Source organism: Psychrobacillus sp. NPDC096389 (assembly GCF_044762855.1).
GTDB lineage: Bacteria > Bacillota > Bacilli > Bacillales_A > Planococcaceae > Psychrobacillus.
On the sequence record NZ_JBIWFB010000002.1, the window covers coordinates 83,385 to 103,903 of the forward strand.

General features: G+C 35.8%; 20 protein-coding genes. 16 read left to right on the forward strand and 4 right to left on the reverse strand.

From position 1 onward, the window contains the following. Positions 1 to 297: 297 nt before the first annotated feature. Together ACIQ38_RS06680 and megL are read left to right on the forward strand one after the other, a co-directional pair. Positions 298 to 2,163 (forward strand): sensor domain-containing diguanylate cyclase, encoded by a 1,866-nt coding sequence (locus tag ACIQ38_RS06680; protein ID WP_402819904.1) that lies wholly within the window; start codon positions 298 to 300, stop codon positions 2,161 to 2,163. A gap of 72 nt (positions 2,164 to 2,235) precedes the next feature. Then, positions 2,236 to 3,423: a methionine gamma-lyase gene (megL, locus tag ACIQ38_RS06685; protein WP_402819907.1), complete on the forward strand. Its 1,188-nt coding sequence runs from the start codon at positions 2,236 to 2,238 to the stop codon at positions 3,421 to 3,423. A gap of 32 nt (positions 3,424 to 3,455) precedes the next feature. Here megL and ACIQ38_RS06690 read toward each other — a convergent pair whose 3' ends face one another. Next, positions 3,456 to 3,935 carry a GAF domain-containing protein gene (locus tag ACIQ38_RS06690; protein ID WP_402819910.1) on the reverse strand — a complete coding sequence of 160 codons (480 nt, stop codon included), beginning with the start codon at positions 3,933 to 3,935 and terminating at the stop codon, positions 3,456 to 3,458. Between the two features lie 15 nt (positions 3,936 to 3,950). Beyond that, positions 3,951 to 4,748 (reverse strand): histidinol-phosphatase HisJ, encoded by a 798-nt coding sequence (gene hisJ, locus ACIQ38_RS06695; RefSeq protein ID WP_402819913.1) that lies wholly within the window; start codon positions 4,746 to 4,748, stop codon positions 3,951 to 3,953. A gap of 150 nt (positions 4,749 to 4,898) precedes the next feature. On the opposite strand from hisJ, the gene ezrA reads away from it, so the two are divergent. From ezrA to ACIQ38_RS06745, 10 genes are all read left to right on the forward strand, one after another. Continuing rightward, the gene (gene ezrA / locus ACIQ38_RS06700; RefSeq protein WP_402819916.1) at positions 4,899 to 6,599 is read left to right on the forward strand and encodes a septation ring formation regulator EzrA; all 1,701 of its coding nucleotides are present in this window, start codon (positions 4,899 to 4,901) and stop codon (positions 6,597 to 6,599) included. A 114-nt stretch (positions 6,600 to 6,713) separates the two neighbouring features. Continuing rightward, positions 6,714 to 7,847, forward strand: a complete 1,134-nt coding sequence (locus tag ACIQ38_RS06705; protein ID WP_402819919.1) for a cysteine desulfurase family protein — start codon at positions 6,714 to 6,716, stop codon at positions 7,845 to 7,847. A gap of 5 nt (positions 7,848 to 7,852) precedes the next feature. Continuing rightward, entirely contained in the window at positions 7,853 to 9,055 is a 1,203-nt protein-coding gene (gene thiI, locus ACIQ38_RS06710) for a tRNA uracil 4-sulfurtransferase ThiI (RefSeq protein ID WP_402819922.1), read from the forward strand. A gap of 82 nt (positions 9,056 to 9,137) precedes the next feature. Then, on the forward strand, positions 9,138 to 9,347 hold the full coding sequence (locus ACIQ38_RS06715) for an alpha/beta-type small acid-soluble spore protein (protein WP_402819925.1): 210 nt from the start codon (positions 9,138 to 9,140) through the stop codon (positions 9,345 to 9,347). Positions 9,348 to 9,574: 227 nt separating this feature from the next. Further along, entirely contained in the window at positions 9,575 to 11,158 is a 1,584-nt protein-coding gene (gene mbcS / locus ACIQ38_RS06720; RefSeq protein ID WP_402819928.1) for an acyl-CoA synthetase MbcS, read from the forward strand. Positions 11,159 to 11,271: 113 nt separating this feature from the next. After that, complete coding sequence (gene rarD / locus ACIQ38_RS06725; protein WP_402819931.1) at positions 11,272 to 12,168, forward strand: EamA family transporter RarD; 897 nt, start codon at positions 11,272 to 11,274, stop codon at positions 12,166 to 12,168. A gap of 79 nt (positions 12,169 to 12,247) precedes the next feature. Continuing rightward, the gene (gene sppA / locus ACIQ38_RS06730; RefSeq protein WP_402819934.1) at positions 12,248 to 13,261 is read left to right on the forward strand and encodes a signal peptide peptidase SppA; all 1,014 of its coding nucleotides are present in this window, start codon (positions 12,248 to 12,250) and stop codon (positions 13,259 to 13,261) included. Between the two features lie 12 nt (positions 13,262 to 13,273). Next, complete coding sequence (locus tag ACIQ38_RS06735) at positions 13,274 to 13,855, forward strand: RDD family protein (protein ID WP_402819936.1); 582 nt, start codon at positions 13,274 to 13,276, stop codon at positions 13,853 to 13,855. 36 nt (positions 13,856 to 13,891) lie between these two features. After that, the gene (gene tpx, locus ACIQ38_RS06740) at positions 13,892 to 14,398 is read left to right on the forward strand and encodes a thiol peroxidase (RefSeq protein WP_402819939.1); all 507 of its coding nucleotides are present in this window, start codon (positions 13,892 to 13,894) and stop codon (positions 14,396 to 14,398) included. Between the two features lie 65 nt (positions 14,399 to 14,463). Next, the gene (locus ACIQ38_RS06745; protein ID WP_402819942.1) at positions 14,464 to 15,393 is read left to right on the forward strand and encodes a class I SAM-dependent methyltransferase; all 930 of its coding nucleotides are present in this window, start codon (positions 14,464 to 14,466) and stop codon (positions 15,391 to 15,393) included. A 70-nt stretch (positions 15,394 to 15,463) separates the two neighbouring features. On the opposite strand, the gene ACIQ38_RS06750 is transcribed toward ACIQ38_RS06745, so the two are convergent. Beyond that, positions 15,464 to 15,916 (reverse strand): universal stress protein, encoded by a 453-nt coding sequence (locus ACIQ38_RS06750; RefSeq protein ID WP_402819945.1) that lies wholly within the window; start codon positions 15,914 to 15,916, stop codon positions 15,464 to 15,466. Positions 15,917 to 16,672: 756 nt separating this feature from the next. On the opposite strand from ACIQ38_RS06750, the gene ald reads away from it, so the two are divergent. The 3 genes from ald (at position 16,673) to crcB (ACIQ38_RS06765) (ending at position 18,570) form a co-directional block, all read left to right on the forward strand. After that, positions 16,673 to 17,788 (forward strand): alanine dehydrogenase, encoded by a 1,116-nt coding sequence (gene ald / locus ACIQ38_RS06755; RefSeq protein WP_402819948.1) that lies wholly within the window; start codon positions 16,673 to 16,675, stop codon positions 17,786 to 17,788. Positions 17,789 to 17,863: 75 nt separating this feature from the next. Further along, positions 17,864 to 18,220, forward strand: a complete 357-nt coding sequence (crcB, locus tag ACIQ38_RS06760; protein ID WP_402819951.1) for a fluoride efflux transporter CrcB — start codon at positions 17,864 to 17,866, stop codon at positions 18,218 to 18,220. Further along, on the forward strand, positions 18,217 to 18,570 hold the full coding sequence (gene crcB, locus ACIQ38_RS06765) for a fluoride efflux transporter CrcB (protein ID WP_402819954.1): 354 nt from the start codon (positions 18,217 to 18,219) through the stop codon (positions 18,568 to 18,570). Before crcB (ACIQ38_RS06760) ends, crcB (ACIQ38_RS06765) begins: the two co-directional genes overlap by 4 nt. Positions 18,571 to 18,601: 31 nt before the next feature. On the opposite strand, the gene ACIQ38_RS06770 is transcribed toward crcB (ACIQ38_RS06765), so the two are convergent. After that, positions 18,602 to 19,693, reverse strand: a complete 1,092-nt coding sequence (locus ACIQ38_RS06770) for a M24 family metallopeptidase (protein ID WP_402819957.1) — start codon at positions 19,691 to 19,693, stop codon at positions 18,602 to 18,604. A gap of 114 nt (positions 19,694 to 19,807) precedes the next feature. Between ACIQ38_RS06770 and ACIQ38_RS06775 the strand changes: the two genes are divergently transcribed. After that, the gene (locus ACIQ38_RS06775) at positions 19,808 to 20,497 is read left to right on the forward strand and encodes a metal-dependent hydrolase (RefSeq protein WP_402819960.1); all 690 of its coding nucleotides are present in this window, start codon (positions 19,808 to 19,810) and stop codon (positions 20,495 to 20,497) included. The last annotated feature ends 22 nt before the right edge of the window (positions 20,498 to 20,519 follow it).

A 20,519-nucleotide genomic window follows, 5' to 3' on the forward strand; every position in this document is an offset into this window, starting at 1 on the left:
CAGACATTTTGTTTTCATGTACCATCGCCCTAGCAGCCGAGGGTTACGGGATACACCATCTTTTTATAGAGGAACAAAATGAGCAATCTAGGCCATACAACTGCTGCATTTATTTTACACAAATTAGATTGTATCCTTTTATACAAACAAAGTCAATAAAATTCATTTTTGGAGAGACGGATAGATATAAATCACAAGAAACAATTGACAAATCTAAAGGAATATAGTCAAATTGAATTATAATGAAAGTGTGAGAAAAGTATCAAATTAGCTCTTAGAAAACTGAGAGGTGTACGCATGAAAAATGATGTAATAATGGCACTTGTAAAAAGCCGCATTTTAGATGTATATAATGAAAACTTACTTGTAAATGGAACAACAACTATGAAATGGTTTAATGACTTAAAATCTATATTGTCAGAATTTTTCAGCGTTAAAATGGCTCATTATTTGGTTTTTGACATAGATACACTTAGACCATTAAGAGAAAATCATATGAACACGGAAAAATTACATATGATTAAATGGGTGGATATAAAAGCCTATTTTGATGAAAAAGATTTCACCGAAACTCCTTTTTGGGATACGGAAATGAACATGAACAAATTGGTTAAAATTTTACTTAAGGATTGTGAGAATCAACCAATTGGATTACTTGTGATGGATTCAACGATGAAATGGCAAGAGTTCTCTGAAAGTGGATGTATAGACGAATTTATTTGTACGATCAATAATCTAGTGAAAACAATAAAACAATCGATTGTTTTAATACAACAGGAAAACCAATATCGTAATTTGTTTAGAGTAACAAGAACATTTAATTCCACACTGGATTCAGGAGAGATATTAAATGGAACATTGTTTGCGATAAATAATGCATTTCCACAATTAGTACCTACATTAATACTATCCAATGACCAAGATAGAAAAACTTCTATTCCTTATAAGTTATTTGATTATACTTCAGAAAGACCGACCACAGTAGATGCATATGTTTCGGGCGAAATTACAACAGAGCTTATACAAGATTTAAGTGTACAATTAATAAATGTACCGATTAAAGGGAAACAAGGAATTTATGGTATATTGCAACTTTCTGCCCCAGATGATTATCATTTCTCTAGTCGACAAAAAGAATTTGCTACTTCACTAGCCGAAACAACTGGAAATGCACTAGAAAACGCAAAGCTGTATATTCAGTCGCATAGATTAGTTTCCGATTTACAGTTGATAAACGAGACATCCCATAAGTTAAATACGAATATTTCAATGGAAGAGATGTTAATCTTCTTAAAAGATCAATTAATGAAATCTTTCCATCCAAAGCAAGTAGGTTTTGTGTTTATGGAAGAAGATGAATACAAAATTTCCTCAGCGAGTAATGAGTACTTTCATACAGATGAAGGGCAATTGTATATTCAATTTGTTGCTAAGCATTTTAACAAAGTGAAAGACTCTTTGTTTGTTGCCGACTTTAACCGAAAAACAGCATTACAATATGCGTATCGCTCTCTCGTTGCAGTCCCATTAAAAGAGCAAAATACGATTACAGGTTTTAGTATAGTGCTTCATAAAGAACCTTATTTTTTTTCGTTTGATAGCTTTAAATTAATGCAATCACTTATACAACATTCATCACTTGCTATAAGTAACTCTACACTGCGAAATAAATTGCAAGAAATGGTGAATCGTGATCATTTAACAAATTTATTTGCGCGAAAATATTTAGATAAATATGTGGAAAATTCTATGGCAATAAATAATCGCGGGGTATTCGTGTTAATCGACATTGATGATTTTAAAAAAGTGAACGATACGTATGGACATCAAGTTGGAGATGAGATATTAAAACAAATTGCTTCCATTATCCAGAACAAAGTTGGAGAAAAAGGAATTGGAGCAAGATGGGGTGGGGAAGAGCTAGCAGTATATTATGCTCAAAAAACACTCGAAGAAGGTATAGAAATATGCAAACAATTATTGCAATCTATCCAATTGCAAACGAGTCCAAGTGTGACAGTTTCGATCGGCGTTTCTAGTTGGCAACAACATGATAACATCGATTTTCAACATCTTTTTCATCTAGCGGATATTGCTTTGTACGAGGCAAAAAACAAAGGAAAAAATCAATTAAGTGTTATGGAGGTATCTCATCTTTCGTAAAGAGATGCCTTTTCATTTTTGTCAATTCAGTGTAAACTAAATGTAAGCGTTTACAAAAGGGGTGTTAAATAGATGAATGATGAAAAATTACAAAAGGAAACAGCATATATTCATACAGGCTATCACACAGCAACTCATCAGGATAGCCTAGCAGTACCTTTATATCAAACCTCTACATTTGCATTTGAAACGGCAGAGCAGGGAGCAAGAAGATTTGCCGGGGAAGAGACTGGCGGGGTTTACTCTCGTTTAGGGAATCCGACTGTTCGCGTATTGGAAGAGCGAATGGCCGCAATAGAATATGGAGAAGGTGCATTAGCATTCGGTTCTGGGATGGCTGCTGTTAGTGCGATATTAGTCCATTTAACTAAGTCAGGTGATCATATCCTCTGTACCCGGGGGATATATGGTTGTACATTCGGCCTCCTTAATATATTAAAAGAAAAATATAATGTTGCGCATGATTTAGACATAATGAATACGGAGGAGGCAATTGAGGCCGCCATAAAACCGAATACTGTTTGTATTTACATTGAAACTCCTATTAATCCAACAATGGAGATTGTTGATATTGAATTAATCACGAGGATTGCAAAGAAACATCGTATTCGTGTAGTAGTGGATAATACCTTTTCATCTCCTTATCTACAAAACCCATTAAAACTAGGAGTCGATTTTGTATTGCATAGCGCGACAAAGTATATTAATGGACATGGAGATGTTATTGCGGGAATCTTAGTTGGAAGGAATAAAGAAGAAATAGAAAGTATTCGACTGTCCGTTCAAAAAGATTTCGGAGGCATTATTTCACCGTTTGATGCATGGTTATTAATAAGAGGAATAAAAACGATGCATGTACGGATGGAACGGCATACAAAAAATGCAGAGGAACTTGTGACTTATTTAAAAACAGTTGCTCCAGTAGAAAATATTTACTATCCCTTTGATATGAACAATCCTCAATATGAGATTGCAAAGAAGCAAATGACAGGTGGGGGCGGGCTTATCTCATTTACCGTGACAGGTGGACTGAAGCAAGCTCAAAAGTTTATGAATGAATTAAAGCTCATCAAAATTGCAGTTAGTTTAGGGGATGCAGAAACGTTAATCCAGCATCCAGCAACGATGACACATTCGGTTGTACCGGAAAAAGAAAGACTGGAAATGGGGATAACAGACGGATTGCTCCGACTTTCTGTTGGCCTTGAAAATTCTACGGATCTAATAGAAGATTTAAAGCAAGCATTTGCCAAACTATAAAACAGAGGGAGTCGATGCTCCCTCTGTTTTGCTTAAATATGTTTAGTAAGCACTTGAACAAATTGTTCTAAGCCAATTGCATCTTGTTCTGAAAAACGTTCTTTTATCGGGCTATCGATATCGAGAACTCCAACTAATACTCCTTCTTTCACGATAGGAACCACGATTTCCGATTGGGAAGCTGCGTCACATGCTATATGCCCTGGAAAAGCATGTACATCAGGAACGATAACTGTTTCTAAGTTCTGAGCTGCAGTGCCACAAACCCCTTTACCAACGGGAATTCTTACACAAGCTGGTAATCCTTGAAACGGTCCTAAAACCAATTCACCATCTTCCATCAAATAAAATCCAACCCAGTTAATTTGATCAAAAAACTGATTTAATAAAGCAGAAGCATTGCTATAATTGGCGATTGCATTACTTTCCCCTGTTAAAAGTGCATCTAATTGTTTTGATAGCATTGAATAATTTGCTGATAAATCTTCTGAATAAGTTGATTTTGTGAACATATTTTTGTCTCCATTCTACAAATATACTTGTAAGTCATCATAATATTGATGCAAATCTTTTGCTTGGTGCGCATCAGATCCAAATACTAAAGGTATGTCTAATTGTTTTGCTAATTGTATATAAGAAGGTGCTGGGTAGCTTTCTAAACAATAGGGTTTTGCAAGACCGGCACTATTTACATCTAATTGAAGCTGTTGATTTTTAATTTCTATTAAAATTGCTACTATTTCATCATGGTCATCAACGATTTCCGGGAAGGCGTGTTGAAATTTATGTACAAGGGTAATATGACCAATCCGTTTCGGTTTATAAATTCCTAAATGACTCGTTATTGAATCCATCAATGTTTTATAATACAATTTATACACAGCCATTGGACTACCTACAAGTTCTATAAATTTTAAATAAGTAGATTTAGAATAGTCGATACATGTGTAGGTGTTTTGAAAAGACAAAAAATGTACCGATAAAATGGAATCATCCAAGTACATACCGTATGTATTTAAAAAGGTAGCGGTCTCTCGTTCAAACCCCGAGATAAAGTCTATTTCCAATCCCGTTGATATAACAATATCTTTTTCATATTGCTTTTTCAACTGCTTTAAATCGGAGAGGTAAGCTTCGAGTTGTTTGAAGTTCATCCCACTGTCTTTGTCAGGTGTTGGATCATTAAAATTGGTAGGTAATGGAGCATGTTCGGTAAATGTAATTTCATGAAATCCATTTTGAATTGCTTTTTCAATATATAAATGGAAGGAATCAGGCGTTCCGTGTGGGCAATAAGGTGTATGAATATGACCATCCTTTTTCAATAAAATCTGCCTCCTTATCGTTGAAATAACTTTATTTTAAATAATTCATTGCTTTTATACTGTTTTATGAAACAATAACATAAAAAGCATGGTAATATATATAGTAACATTTGAATTAGAATTTTTTGATTTTGGAACAGGGGGCTTACGATGAAGTATATCATCCCAGCAGTCATTATACTTTTAGTAATTGCAGTTTTTGCGTTTATAATAAGAAGAAAACATAATTCGGAGATTGAACGTTTAGAGCATGAAAAACATCAAATTCAAAATAAACCAATTTTAGAGGAAATGACAAAAGTAAAACAACTGAACATGAACGGTCAAACAGAAGAGATGTTTGAAAGATGGCGAAATACATGGACGGAAGTAATGGATGTTCTAATGCCGAAAATCGATGTTCTTTTATTTGATGCAGAAGAAAGTATAGACAAATTTATTTTTCCTAAAGCTTCTAAAATTGAAAAAGAGATTCAAACATTAATTTCTAGTTGTGACGAAAAAATGTCTGGAATATTAAAAGAACTAGAAGAGTTAATCGGCAGTGAAGAGAAAAACAGAATAGAAATGGAACAACTAAAAGAACAGCATCGTGCCGCTAGGAAGACGTTGCTAGCTCATCAATATTCGTTCGGAGAAACAGTCCCAGCATTAGAAGCCGAACTAGAATCATTTATCCCAGACTTTGAGGAATTTGACGAGTTAACCGAGACAGGAAATTATTTAAGTGCTCGGGAAATTGTTATTACTTTGCAGGATAAAGGAAAAAAGTTCTTTCCTAAATTGCATGATATTCCTACCGTTCTTACAGAAATACAAAATAAAATACCTGCTACAATCCATGAATTACGAAATGGTCAGAAAGAAATGGAAGAAAGTTCTTATTACTTACAGCATCTTGAAATGTCAAATAAATTAACAGAAATAGAAGCAGAGTTAATCGATTTAAAGGTAGCGGTTGTAGACCTTGAAGTGGAGAAATCAATCGTAAGAGTAGATGAAATAAAAGATGAATTGGAAACGTTCTATGATTTATTAGAAAAAGAAGTACTTGCTAAAAAATACGTGGACAAACATAAAGACCATACAGCTAGCCGTCTAAGAGAAGTAACAACTGTTACTCGCGCAGTAAGCGAAGAAGCGGCTTATGTCCAACAAAGCTACCGTTTACCAGAAAAAGAGGCCGAAATACCACAAAGCTGTTTAAAGGAATTGGAAGAATTAGCTAAGAAATTCGATCTTCTTTCTGCCCGTGTAGAAGAAGAACGATCTGCATACTCTAGCTTACAGGAAGAGCTAAACGAAATCGCGGAAGAATTGGATCGTTTGTATGAAGAACAAGATCGTTTTGCGAACCGATTAAAAAATCTCCGAATTGATGAAAATAAAGCTCGCGAAAAACTAGATGAATTAAAACATATTTTACATGACACCGATCGTATGCTACAAAAAGCGAATATACCAGGTATTCCGGAAGATATGGATGTCCGGTTGGAAGAAGCAGAAGAACATATTTATGTAGCGATGCAAAGTCTTCAAGAAGTGCCCCTAAATATGACGTTAGTAGATAATTATTTAGAAAAGGCAGAAGCGTGCATGGAAGAAGTGCATAAACGGGCAAAAGAAATGTTAGAAAATGTATTGCTTACAGAAAAGATTATTCAATATGGAAATCGTTATCGTACAAGCCACCCTAATATACATGCGCGTTTGTTAGAAGCAGAAGAAGCCTTCAGACAACTTAGATATGCAAAAGCGCTAGAAGATGCTGCAACAGCTGTAGAGGAAGTAGAACCAGGCGCATTGAAGAAAATCGAAGTATTAGTCAAAGAAGAGGCCTGGCGTACATAATTAGGAAGTCGGACAAATTCAGTCCAAAACGACAAAAGGTTTTTGTATAAAAACGTGAACCACCTCACTATAAAAGTGACGGTGGTTTTTTTCCGAAAAGGAGAGGAATATCAAGTGATTTATTTTGATAACAGTGCTACAACGAAAGTACATCCAGAAGTGATGAAAACCTTTGTAGCGGTGAACGAAAAATTTTGGGCAAATCCAGCTTCCATTCATGAATTTGGTCATCAAACAAACGAACTATTACAATCAGCTAGAAAACAAGTAGCAGAAATTTTGCATACTTCACCTAATAAAATATATTTTACATCCGGTGGCACAGAATCCAATAATTTAGCTATTTTTGGATTAGCAAATAAATATAAGACTCGTGGGAGACATGTACTTGTTTCAGAAATTGAACATCCTTCCATATTGGAAGCAGCAAAGCAACTAATGAAAAATGGATTTGAGGTAGAATGGATTCCAGTAAATTCAGATGGCATAATTGTAATAGACGCTGTAAAAAAACTTTTACGTACCGATACAATTTTGGTAAGTGTCATGCATGTTAACAACGAAACAGGAGCAATTCAACCAATCCAAGAAATTTCCGCCTATGTAAGACAGAATAGCCGTGCAGTAATACACATGGATGCAGTGCAAAGTTTTGGAAAGTTACCAGTACATTTTGGTGCATTGGATGTGGATGCAATAACCATTTCTTCTCATAAAATTCATGGCTTAAAAGGTTCAGGTCTTTTAGCGTTAAAACAATTTATGGAAGTAGAACCAATGCTATTTGGTGGCGGTCAAGAATCAGGTATTCGAAGTGGGACAACACCAGTTCCTTTGGCAGTTTCTACTGCAAAAGCTGTTAGATTGGCACATGATAATTTGCAAGAAAATGCAAAAACAATGAAAGAGATAACAGAAAATCTTATTCCTTTTTTAACATCTTTTCCGTCGATTAAACTGATTTCACCTACAAATAGGGCATCACATATCGTCTCTTTTTCTGTCCGAAAAATAAAAGGAGAAGTTCTTATTAATGCTTTACAGCAAAAAAATGTTATAGTTTCTACAAGTAGTGCTTGCTCATCCAGACAAACTACAACAAGCCATGTATTAAAAGCTATGCATATACAGGATGACTATATTAAAGGAGTTATTCGACTTAGTTTTAGCGCAATAAATACTCAAGAAGAAATAAATCAGTTCAAAAAAATATTTACAAATGTAATGAAAGTCATTAAAGGAGATTAGTTTTTATGAAATGGGAAAAAATATTAGTAAGATACGGTGAACTATCAACAAAAGGAAGAAATAGAAAACAGTTTATATCACATCTTCGAAACAACATAAAGTTTTCTTTTGTTGATCTGCCAAATATAAAAGTGCATGCAGAAAGAGATCGAATGTTTTTAACTTCATCAGATGACTCGGAAATCGAGGCTTTAATAAAGCGTCTACCAAAAATATTTGGTATCCAGTCATTTAGCCCTGTCGCTTCTTGTTCACAGCAAGTAGAAGATATTCAAGCAACTGCGCTTCAAATAATGGAAAGTTTAGATAGTGAAAATAAAACATTCCGTGTAACAGTGAAGCGTTCAGATAAAAGATTCCCACTTGATACATATGAATTGCAGACTACCGTAGCAAGTCATGTATTAAGACAATATCCATCCTTAAAAGTACAATTAAAAAAACCAGAAATAGACTTACGTATTGAAGTACTGGCGGACGCTGTTTATATGATGGCCCAAGTAATCCCTGGCGCTGGCGGTATGCCACTAGGTTCAAATGGTCGTTCACTTTTAATGCTGTCTGGTGGGATCGATAGCCCAGTTGCAGGTTATATGCTTTTGAAACGTGGAGTTCGATTAGATGCTATTCATTTTCATAGCCCGCCGTTTACAAGTGAGCGTTCGAAAGAAAAAGTAATGGATCTTGCAAACCAATTAAGTCATTTTGGAGCAACTGTAAGACTCCATGTCATTCCATTCACTGAAATCCAGCAAAGTATTGCTGCGCAAATTCCAGAAAATGTATCTATGACAACAACAAGAAGAATGATGCTGAAAATTGCAGATTTAGTTCGAGAAGAAATTGGAGCATTAGGTATTGTAACTGGTGAAAGTTTGGGGCAAGTTGCTAGCCAAACGCTCGAAAGCTTGACTGCCATTAATGCAGTGACATCCACACCAGTTTTCAGACCACTCATCTCCATGGACAAATTAGATATTATAGATATTGCCCGGGAAATAGGAACTTATGAGACGTCCATTTTACCTTATGAAGATTGCTGTACGATATTCACTCCTTCTTGTCCTAAAACCAAACCTAAGCTGGAGAAAGTGGAATACTACGAAAGCTTTAAGGATTATGATGAATTAATAAAAGAAGCAGTGGAAAATAGAGAAGTTCTCTCGTTCCCAACTGCAAAGAAAAACGACTTTGAAAACCTGCTTTAAAAATTAACAAAATATACCTCTCATCCTTCGTGCATGAAATTCGAAAAAACGACCATTCTAATTTCACAAGGAGGTGAGAGACATGACAAACAACAACAGTAACAACTCAAATCAACTTTTAGTTCCTGGTGTAAGACAAGCAATTGATCAAATGAAATATGAAATTGCTCAAGAGTTTGGAGTACAATTAGGAGCAGACGCATCATCGCGTGCCAACGGATCCGTAGGCGGAGAAATTACAAAGCGATTAGTGCAACAAGCTCAATCACAAATGAACGGTTTTAGTAAATAATAAAACAGATAAACCGGTAGCCCAGGCTACCGGTTTATTGTTGTGCGAAATGTAAAATATAGGGGATATGCGTCGGGAATTATCACTATGATTTTCGTTACAGGATGGAGGCTTTCTGCCAAGTGAGCGATGAGTCTTCACACATCAGTATTCAGAAAATTAATTTTATATTTAACAATCTAAAAAATTCCTTTATAATTAAGTAATAGTGTAGAGGAGGAATCGTATTGAATAAACAAGATTTAATAGCACCAGCTCATTATAACTTAGTAAGTGAGTTTGAAAAATATAGTAGAGACGAAGAAAAATTAGCGCTCATTTGGGAATCTGAAAATGGAGAAACTAAAAAGAGTACATATAAACAATTAATGCAGCGATCCAACCAAATTGCTAATGCATTCACACGCAACGGTCTTAAAAAAGGGGACATTGTTCTTATAATGGTACCTCGATTAATAGAAGCGTATGAAGTATATGTAGCAGCACTAAAAGCAGGATTAGTTGTTATTCCAAGTTCTGAAATGTTACGGGCAAAAGATATTGAGTATCGACTGGTTCATAGCGGTGCAAAAGCGATTATTGCATATGAACCATTTCTGGACCAATTTAATGAAGTATCAAACTTAGACGACCAACTATTATTTGTGATCGGAAAAGGCAAAGATAGTTGGAAGTCCTTAACTGAAGAAATGTCTGAAGAAAGTGATGTATTCCAACTTGTAGATACATTAAAAGACGATATGGCATTCTTATCGTATACAAGTGGAACAACTGGAAATCCAAAAGGAGTAGTTCATACTCATGCATGGGCATTCGCACATTTACGTACATCTGGTCCAAACTGGCTGAGTATTCAAGAAGGCGATATCGTGTGGGCAACAGCAAGCCCTGGCTGGCAAAAATGGATTTGGAGCCCGTTTCTAGCGGTACTTGGAAGTGGTGCAGTTGGGTATGTATATAATGGGAAATTTGAGCCGAATACGTATTTGAAAAATATTCAAGAGAAAAAAGTAAATGTGCTTTGCTGTACGCCAACTGAGTATAGAATTATGGCAAAAGTAGAGGGCTTAACAAATTATGATCTTTCTTCGCTTAATAGTGCAGTATCTGCAGGAGAACCACTAAATAGAGAAGTTATTGAGATTTTTGAGAAAAACTTTAACTTGGAAGTTCGAGATGGTTATGGCCAAACTGAAAATACGTTGCTCGTTGGAACGATGAAAGGAATGGAAGCAAGACCTGGTTCTATGGGGAAACCAACTCCAGGGAATACAGTAGAGATTGTCAATGATCTTGGAGAAATTTGTGCTCCTGGTGAAGTTGGGGATATAGCAGTGCATATAGAAACTCCAGCACTTTTCAAAGAATATTTAAAAGACCCTGAGCGTACGGCGATGCAATTTAGAGGAAATTACTATATAACGGGAGACCAAGCGAAAAAAGACGAGGATGGTTATTTTTGGTTTGAGGGTAGAAGTGATGACATTATTATTAGTTCCGGTTATACTATTGGACCTTTTGAAGTAGAAGATGCTTTAACTAAACATCCAGCAGTTCAGGAATGTGCTGTCGTTGGTAGTCCAGATGAAGTTCGTGGGACGATTGTAAAAGCTTTCGTAGTATTGCTAGATTCCTCTAACGAAGGTTCCCCTGAATTGGTAAAGGAACTGCAAAATCATGTGAAAACGATCACTGCTCCATATAAGTATCCTAGAGAAATAGAGTTTGTAAAAGAATTACCGAAAACAACTTCTGGAAAAATTAGAAGAATCGAGTTAAGACAAAAAGAACAACAAAAACAAATAAGATAATAGATGAAAACGCGGGGATAAATGTTCTCCGTGTTTTTCTTGTTTACTTTAACTGGTTAAAGCAATATAATGAATCTATTATTTTCGTGTGGAAAAAATAAGGAGATGGGGAAGTGCAAAAAGAAGAAAAACAAGGAATAATAATAGTCGCTGCTGCCTATGTTTTGTGGGGATTTATGCCAATTTTTTGGAAGCTGCTTGGTCATGTTTCAAGTGATGAAATATTAGCAGGTCGTATTATTTGGTCATTCGTATTTACTTTGTTACTTGTAGTGATAAGTCGTAATTATAAACAGCTCGTGATGGATATAAAAGAATTATGGAAAAATCAGAAAGCGTTCTGGAGTCTAGTGATTGCTTCTTATTTAATATCTGGTAATTGGTTTATATTCATTTTCGCTGTAAATGCAGGATACATAGTTCAAACGAGTTTAGGTTATTACATTAATCCATTACTTTCCGTAGTACTCGGAATAATTTTCTTAAAAGAGAAGTTATCTAGAGCACAAGTATTAGCAGTAATAATTGCAGCTGTCGGCGTACTGATTTTATCTATTTCTTATGGTCAAGTACCATGGATTTCGTTTTCATTGGCGATTTCATTTGCTTTTTATGGCTTAATAAAAAAGACGTTAAAAGTGGATGCACTTAGAGGGTTAACGATTGAAACTCTCTTTGTCCTACCAGTAGCACTTATATATTTTGCATACATAGTTGCGACCGGGAAAGCTGTATTTTTTTCAACGGATGTACTGACGGTAATATTACTTGTATTGACAGGTGTTGCAACTGCAGTTCCACTTATCTTATTTGCTAAAGGAACAAAAAGTATTCCATTGTACATGTCTGGGTTTATACAATACATAGCACCAACACTCATGCTTTTGATCGGTGTCATTATCTATAAAGAGCAGTTTAGTAAAATCGAATTTTTGTCCTTTTCATTTATTTGGTGTGCACTTATATTGTTTACTGCCTCGAAAATTATAGAAGTGCGGAAGCGCAAATAGAATTTATTTTAACGATTTGTGAAACATTTTGCTATTCTTTTCGTAAGTAAAGAGAATACCCAAAGGAGGAAAATAGTATATGAATACGAAACGATGGTTTGCTATTTTAGGAGCATCTATATTATTAGTTATTTCTTTAGGCGTCAATACGATGTCTAGTATATTTTCAAAAGACTGGACTACTATGTTAGATGAGTTTGCGGCTGTTTCTAGTGCTGATTTTTATGAAACGGTATTAGAAGATGGCAGTATGAATGAACGTATCGCATTATTAACGGTTGATGGAGTAATACAAGATACTGGGAGTGCTACTTCTCTTTTTGCAGCAGAAGGATATAATCACCAATTCTTTTTACAGCAATTAGAACAAGTAAAAATGGATGACTCAGTAAAAGCAATTGTCCTTCAAGTTAATTCTCCTGGTGGTGGAGTTGTAGAATCTGCAGAAATTTACCGAGAGATTAGAGAAATACAAGAAGAAACAGAAAAACCAATTTATGTATCAATGGGCAGTATGGCAGCATCAGGTGGATATTATATTTCAGCACCAGCGGATAAAATCTTTGTCAATAAAGAGACGATGACAGGTTCTATTGGTGTCATTATGCAAAGTATTAATTATGGAAAACTAGCTGAAAAATACGGGGTCGAGTTTGTAACGATTAAATCAGGACCTTATAAAGACATTATGAGTCCAACGAGAGAAATGACAGATGTAGAAAGAAATATGATGCAAGAAATGCTAAATGATTCGTATGAAGAATTTGTCGATATTATTGAACAAGGTCGAAATATGACGGAAGCAGAAGTGAAAAAAGTAGCAGATGGTCGAATCGTCAATGGCCGACAAGCGATCGAAGCAGGACTTGCCGATGACTTTGGATTTTTAGAAGATGTCATTGCGGCGATTAAAACTGATTATGACCTAGAAAATGCGGAAGTGTTTGAATATGGTCATTCTCAAAGCTTTGGTTCATTATTCGCAATGAAAGCACAATCTTTATTAGGCGTTGATATGGAAACAAAACTAATCGGAAAGTTAATCGCTGATAATAATGCACCTAAAATGATGTATCTATTTGGAAATAATTAAGGAGGGATTTAGATGAGTGAGATTATACAGCCAGATGAACAAAATGGGCAAGAAAAAGCACTAGTAACTGAGCAAGCAGTCGTTCATCGTACGGTGGAATATGAGTATAAAGCTGCTGGTTTTTGGATTCGATTTTGGGCTTACACGGCGGATATCCTTATATTAGCTTCCATCGGTATGTTGATCATCAAACCTGTGTTCCGGCTTTTCTCATGGGAGCTAAATAATCCAGTTTGGTATGCACCATTTAGCCTTATTACTGCGCTTCTTTTCTATGTCTATTTTGTTTTAATGACTAAATTTTGTAGTCAAACAGTTGGGAAAATGATATTCGGTATTCGTGTTATATCAAAAAATGGAACTAAACTAACATGGGGGACAGTTCTTTTTAGAGAATGGATCGGAAGACTTATCTCTATTATTCCTTTAAATCTTCCATATATAGCAGTCGCGTTTACACCAAAAAAACAAGCAATTCACGATTTTATCGCAGATACGTTAGTAGTTCATGAATCAATTTATGATAAAAATGAAAAACATGCATATAAACATTCTGCAGTTGCAAAAGAGTTGCAAGAACAGAACATATTCTAGTAAGATGAATGTAATGAAAAAGGAGGCTACATATTTATGGCACAAGTAACATTTAAAAACAATCCGGTCACTTTAGTTGGTCAAGAAGTAGTAGTAGGAGAAAAAGCACCTAACTTTACGGTGTTAGCAAATGATTTATCCCCAGTAACGCTACAAGATTCTGCTGGTAAAGTACGTTTGATCAGTGTAGTCCCATCACTAGATACTGGTGTTTGTTCAACTCAAACAAACAAATTCAATCAAGCTGCTGCTAGTTTAGGAGAAGACGTTGTCATCTTAACAATTTCTGCTGACTTACCATTCGCTCAAGCACGTTGGTGCGGGGCAAACGCTGCAGATGCTATTCAAACGCTTTCCGATCACCGTGATTTTTCGTTCGCAGAAGCATTCGGTGTTGGTATAAAGGAATTACGTTTACTAGCTCGTTCTGTATTCGTAGTGGACAAAAATGATGTAGTTACTTATGCTGAATATGTTAGCGAAGGAACGGATCATCCAGACTACGACAAAGCATTAGAAGCAGTAAAAGAAGCAACAAACTAATAAATAATAAGAAAACCCACTCAGCTAATTCTAGTTTAGTGGGTTTTCATTTGAGGGATGTATATATGCACACGAATGTAGAACAAATATTTACGTTTATTGATCAAGAAAGCACATTTATAGAAGAACAACAATCAGCTACCTATTTAGAAGGGGTAGTGTACGCATTAGAATTATGGTTAGAAGAGAAAAAAGTACCTACTATAACTAACCCAACGAAAGAACAAATACGAAAAGCTATTCAATTGGCAATTTTAAAAGGAATGAAAGCAAGTTCTCAAGTGAATCACCAAATGACACCAGATGCCATTGGACTTCTAGTGAGTTATTTTGTACAAGTTATGGCAAAAGACAAAAAAGAATTGTCCGTCTTGGATCCTGCATTTGGAACGGGAAATTTACTTTATACAGTAATGAATGCATTACCTTTTGAAAACCATGCTTACGGTGTGGAAATAGATGAGTTATTAATCCAATTAGCAGCTCAAACTGGAGAATTGCTTACACATGATATACAACTGTTTCGACAAGACGCCTTAAAACCATTATTAATCGACCCTGTGGATATCGTAGTAAGTGATTTACCGGTTGGCTATTATCCAGATGAAGATACAGCACAAGACTATTTTTTGCATAGTAAAGAGGAAATGTCTTATGCGCATCATTTATTCATCGAACAATCAATGAAGCATGTAAAACCAGGCGGATATTTATATTTTTTAGTGCCGAATACTATTTTTGAATCTAAACAAGCGCCGCAGCTGCATAAATTTATTAAAGAAAACGGATGGATTCAAGCGGTCATCCAATTCCCAGTTTCTATTTTTAAAACAAAAGGGCAAGAGAAGAGTCTGCTAGTTTTACAAAAGAGAAGCGATGAGTTAAAGGCACCTCGTGAAGTGTTGCTTGCGAAAGTTCCAAACATGACCAATAAAGAAGCAATGGAGTTATTTTTCCAAAAAGTAGATATATGGCAAGAAGAAAATTCAAAATAAGAGGGTAGCCCTAATATAGGGCTACCCTCTACCTATTTATGAATAATGGAATTGTTTGGTTATCCTTTTTTCAGTCAGGAATATCTTCTGTGCGGACAACTAATACGTCGCAAGATGCGGAGCGTACGATATATTCCGAAACACTTCCGATTAAAAATCTTTCCATTGCATTAAGACCAGTTGCGCCACAAATAATCAAATCTGCGTGGACTTTTTTAGCAAGGTCTTTAGAAATCATTGTTTTAGGCGATCCATAATCGACAATGATATTTACATGTTGGACACCGGCCGCTTGCGCCTCAGTTTTATAACCTTCTAGTAATTCCTCTGCAAATGATTGAGCTCTTTCAGCGATGGAGCGGTCATATGCTTCAATAGCAGCAAATGATCTTGTATCAATGATATTAACCAAATTTAATGTTGCATTGTTTCTTGCAGCGATGGATGCGGACTTTTTAAAAGCGTATTCCGCCTCTTTCGATCCATCTACTGCCACTAGAATTTGTTTATATTTTAATGTCATGATAAATACCTCCTTTATCTTAATATATATATATTTCGCTATTTATTGACATATTCCTGCTTATCTACATTAATTATTTTTATACATGTGATGATTAACTGATAGTGTTCACTAAATTGTAATATTACACTAGTCGCTCTATGTATTGGTTCTTTTCGAGTGCTTTGAACTGAACGAGTTTCTACGCCATTACCGAGACCTTCTTGATGCGTAGTGATGCGACAAAGTCGCATCCCCACACATTTTTTAAGTAATCGTGTGGAAATCGTTCGTCGTACTCTAAAGGTATGGGTAATTATAGTGCTAAAGCTTTTGAGAACGAGAGCAATAGCAACTTTTTTATTCATTTAAAAGCAGCCAAAGATGCAATTTTGGCTGCTAATCGCCTCTCTACTTGTTTACTGTTTACTATTTTATAAAGTGTCACTCGCTTATTTAGTATCACAGATGCAAAGGTGTATTTATACAAAAAATAAATAAGTAGCTCATAATAAGGTAGAGTATGTGCAAGGGAAATTGCATTTTCGCGAGCTCTTTTAATAGTAAGTATATCTGCTTTTCTTATCCAAAGCATTTGTACTTATTTTTTGTCTTTTGAAAGTTTTAATTTCAGAATTTGCACAGAGCGCTTATATTATTTAAAATATTGAAGCATTATACATAGAGAAGTGCTAAAATGGAATTGTTCGAAAGTGATTTACGTAGCTAGACGAATCATTCATCCAACAATTTCATATTACATAGGGGGATATAGAAATGCGTATTGGAATTCCGAAAGAAACGAAAAATAATGAAAACCGTGTCGCAATGACACCTGCTGGAGTAGTGAGTTTAACCCATTTTAATCATGAGGTATACATTGAAACTGGAGCAGGGTTAGGTTCTAGCTTCACTGACCAAGACTATATTGATGCTGGAGCAACAATCGTTCAAACGGCAAAAGAAGCATGGAATCAGGAAATGGTGATGAAGGTTAAAGAACCAACACATGCAGAATTTGATCTAATACGAGAAGAATCTATTCTTTTCACTTATTTACATTTAGCACCAGAAGATGATTTGACAAGAGTACTTCTAGAAAAGAAAGTAACTGCTATTGCATATGAAACTGTTCAGCTTCCTAATAATACACTTCCACTATTATCACCGATGAGTGAAGTAGCTGGACGTATGGCAACCCAGATTGGTGCCCAATATTTAGAACAAATTAATGGTGGTAAAGGGATTCTACTTGGTGGGGTGCCAGGTGTTCCTCGGGCGAAGGTAGCAGTAGTAGGCGGTGGTATTGCTGGTACGAACGCTGCTAGAGTTGCCTTAGGTATGGGAGCGCAAGTGACGATTATTGATCTAAATCCGGATCGTCTACGTCAACTAGAAGATTTATTTGGTAGCCAAGTACAAACTTTAATATCTAATCCTTATAATATCGGAGAAGCGGTAAAAGAAGCAGATTTAGTTATTGGAGCTGTTCTTATACCGGGAGCAAAAGCACCAAAACTTGTGTCAGAAGAAATGATTAAATCCATGTCTCCAGGCTCTGTAGTGATCGATATTGCTATTGACCAAGGTGGAATTTTCGAAACTTCTGACCGTATTACGACACATGATAATCCAACTTATGAAAAGCATGGTGTTGTGCATTATGCTGTTGCAAATATGCCTGGAGCAGTTCCTAGAACGTCTACAATGGCACTTATCAATGCGACTGTTCCTTATGCACTTCAAATTGCTAATAAAGGATATAAACAAGCTTGCTTAGATAATTTAGCATTACAAAAAGGGCTAAATACATTAGCAGGTCATGTAACATTTAAAGCAGTTGCAGAAGCACAAGGCTTACCTTACGTAGACGCTGCTACACTTTTGAATTAATAGTAGGACAAGTTATCACCCAACTCTATATGATTTGGGTGATTTCTAATTTTGGAACATGTTGGAGTGATGTAATTGATTTATTTTTATATTGGTTTAGCGGGATTTCTAGGTGCTATTTCGCGTTATTTAGTAGGGACTGTCTTTCTTTCAGATTCCATTTTTCCATTTGCCACATTACTCATTAACTTAGTTGGTTGTTATGCTTTAGCTTATTTAACTTCTAGAGTTTTCTTTTTGTCTAGTCAGTTAAAGACGGTAATTGGGACAGGTTTTTTAGGGGCTTTTACTACTTTTTCGGCTTTAAGTGTAGAAACTGTTAAATTATTTGAGCATGGAAAAATATCGATGGCTTTGTTGTATATAGTTGTAAGTATTGTTGGTGGAATTTTGATGAGTAATTTAGGTTGGAAAAAAGAGGTGAGCGAATGAATATCTATTATATTCTAGTAGTAGGAGTTGGCGGATTTTTTGGGGCGATCGCAAGATATTATCTTTCTCAAAAATGGAACAAAACTGTAGCAGATCGTTTGCCTCTTGGAACGCTTACAGCTAATCTAGTTGGAGCATTTCTTCTTGGATTCATTTTAAGCATTGCCTTAAAGGATATTTATGTATTACTTATAGGTACTGGGTTTCTTGGAGCTTTTACAACTTTTTCTACCCTCCACAAAGAACTATTCATACTTCAAAAATATCCACGTAAATGGGTAATGTATTTTGTGATTACATACGCAGGAGGATTAAGTCTTGCATTTCTAGGTTATTTTTGGGGTAAATAAAAAGCACCCTTTGCAGAGTGCTTTCTATTGATTAAAGTATTTGTAGTTCTTTCGGGAATTTTGTCAAAACTTCGACGCCGTCCGCTGTCACCACCACATCATCTTCAATGCGAACACCCGTTATTTCAGGGTGATAAATACCTGGCTCAATCGTGAATACCATGCCAGTTTCCAATTTCATCTCATTGACACCTGTAATAGATGGGAACTCATGTACAGAAATTCCTAGTCCATGACCTAATCGATGCGTAAAGTACTCTCCGTATCCTGCATCCGTAATGACATCACGTGCTATTTTATCTAGTTCCATTGCAGTAATCCCAGGTTTTACGGCTTCTACAGCAGCTTCTTCTGCACGTCGAACTGTTTCATAAATTTCTCGTTTATCAGGTGATGGTTCACCAAAAGCCACTGTGCGTGTAATATCAGAACAATAGCCATTATAAACGACACCTAGATCGAATAAGATAAAATCACCTTTTTGGATTTTACGTTCTCCAGGAGTTCCATGTGGAGAAGCAGTTTTTGGTCCACTTAGCACCATTGTATCGAACGACATTTGAGATGCGCCTTTTTCTTTTACCGCTAGTTCGATTGCGTTTAAAATTTCGAGCTCCGTTTTTCCTTCCGCAATCTCTTTACATCCAACTTCAATCGCATAATCTGCAAGTTCAGCTGCTTTACGCATATTTACTAATTCTTCTTCGGATTTAATAACGCGAAGATCGTTAATTTTTTCATCGATTCTGGAAACTTGTAGGGATGGAATTCTTTCCTCTAGAGCTTCTAGTCTCTCTACGGTTAAGTGGGCTTTTTCTACTGCTAGCGTTGTTATATCGCCAACTTTTTCTTTTATCGTTTGTACGACAATATCCCATGCATTTTGTGTATCTTGATGACCTACAATTTGGCCTTTCCAGCCAGCAGCTTTTGCATCTGGAATTTCCATTTGTGGGCAAATGATAAAAGGCTCCGCTTCTTTAAAAATAACGACACCGAGTAAGCGTTCATGCGGATTGCTTCTAAAACCGGTAAAGTAAAATACATTGTCTGGAGTAGTGATAAATGCTGCTTCCAGGTTGTTCGTTTGTAAAAAGTTTTGAATTTTTTGGACTTGATTCATACAGACACCTCTTTTAAATTAATAATTTAAGAATAGCAGAATAAAGGAATTAGCGCATCTTTCGTAGAATGAATAATAGGAGGATAATATTAAATTTGAAGGAGAGATGACCAGATGCAAATAAGCTATCACGGACATTCCGTAGTAAAAATCCAAACAAATTCACATACGATATTAATAGACCCTTTTATAAATGGAAATGGACAAACAGATTTAATTGCTTCGGAAGTATCAGCCGATGTCATTTTATTGACACATGGACATAATGATCATGTAGGAGACACAGTAGAGATTGCCAAAAGAAGCGATGCTTTAGTAATCGCCCCATTTGAACTTGCCGAATATATAGAAACTCAAGGTGTGAAAGTGCATGCAATGGGGTTAGGGGGAGCAAGAGAATTTGAATTTGGAACAGTGAAATTTACGCAAGCCTTCCATAGTTCTTCTTATACTACCGAAGCTGGTCAATGGGTATACACTGGAATGCCTGCTGGAATATTATTCACAGCAGAAGGTAAAACGATATATCATGCAGGGGATACTGCATTGTTCGGTGATATGAAGCTAATCGGAGAAAGAAATAATATCGATGTTGCATTTTTACCTATCGGAGATAATTTTACGATGGGTCCAGAGGATGCTGCCTACGCTACGGAGTTAATAAAACCGAAAATTGTCGTACCGATTCATTACGATACATTCCCACCGATCAAACAAGATCCAAACAACTTTAAAGAACTTGTAACGACAGCAGAAGTACAAGTATTGCATGCAGGGGAAAGTGTACAACTTCCACGTGATTAGAAAAAAAGGGAAATGTGGTACA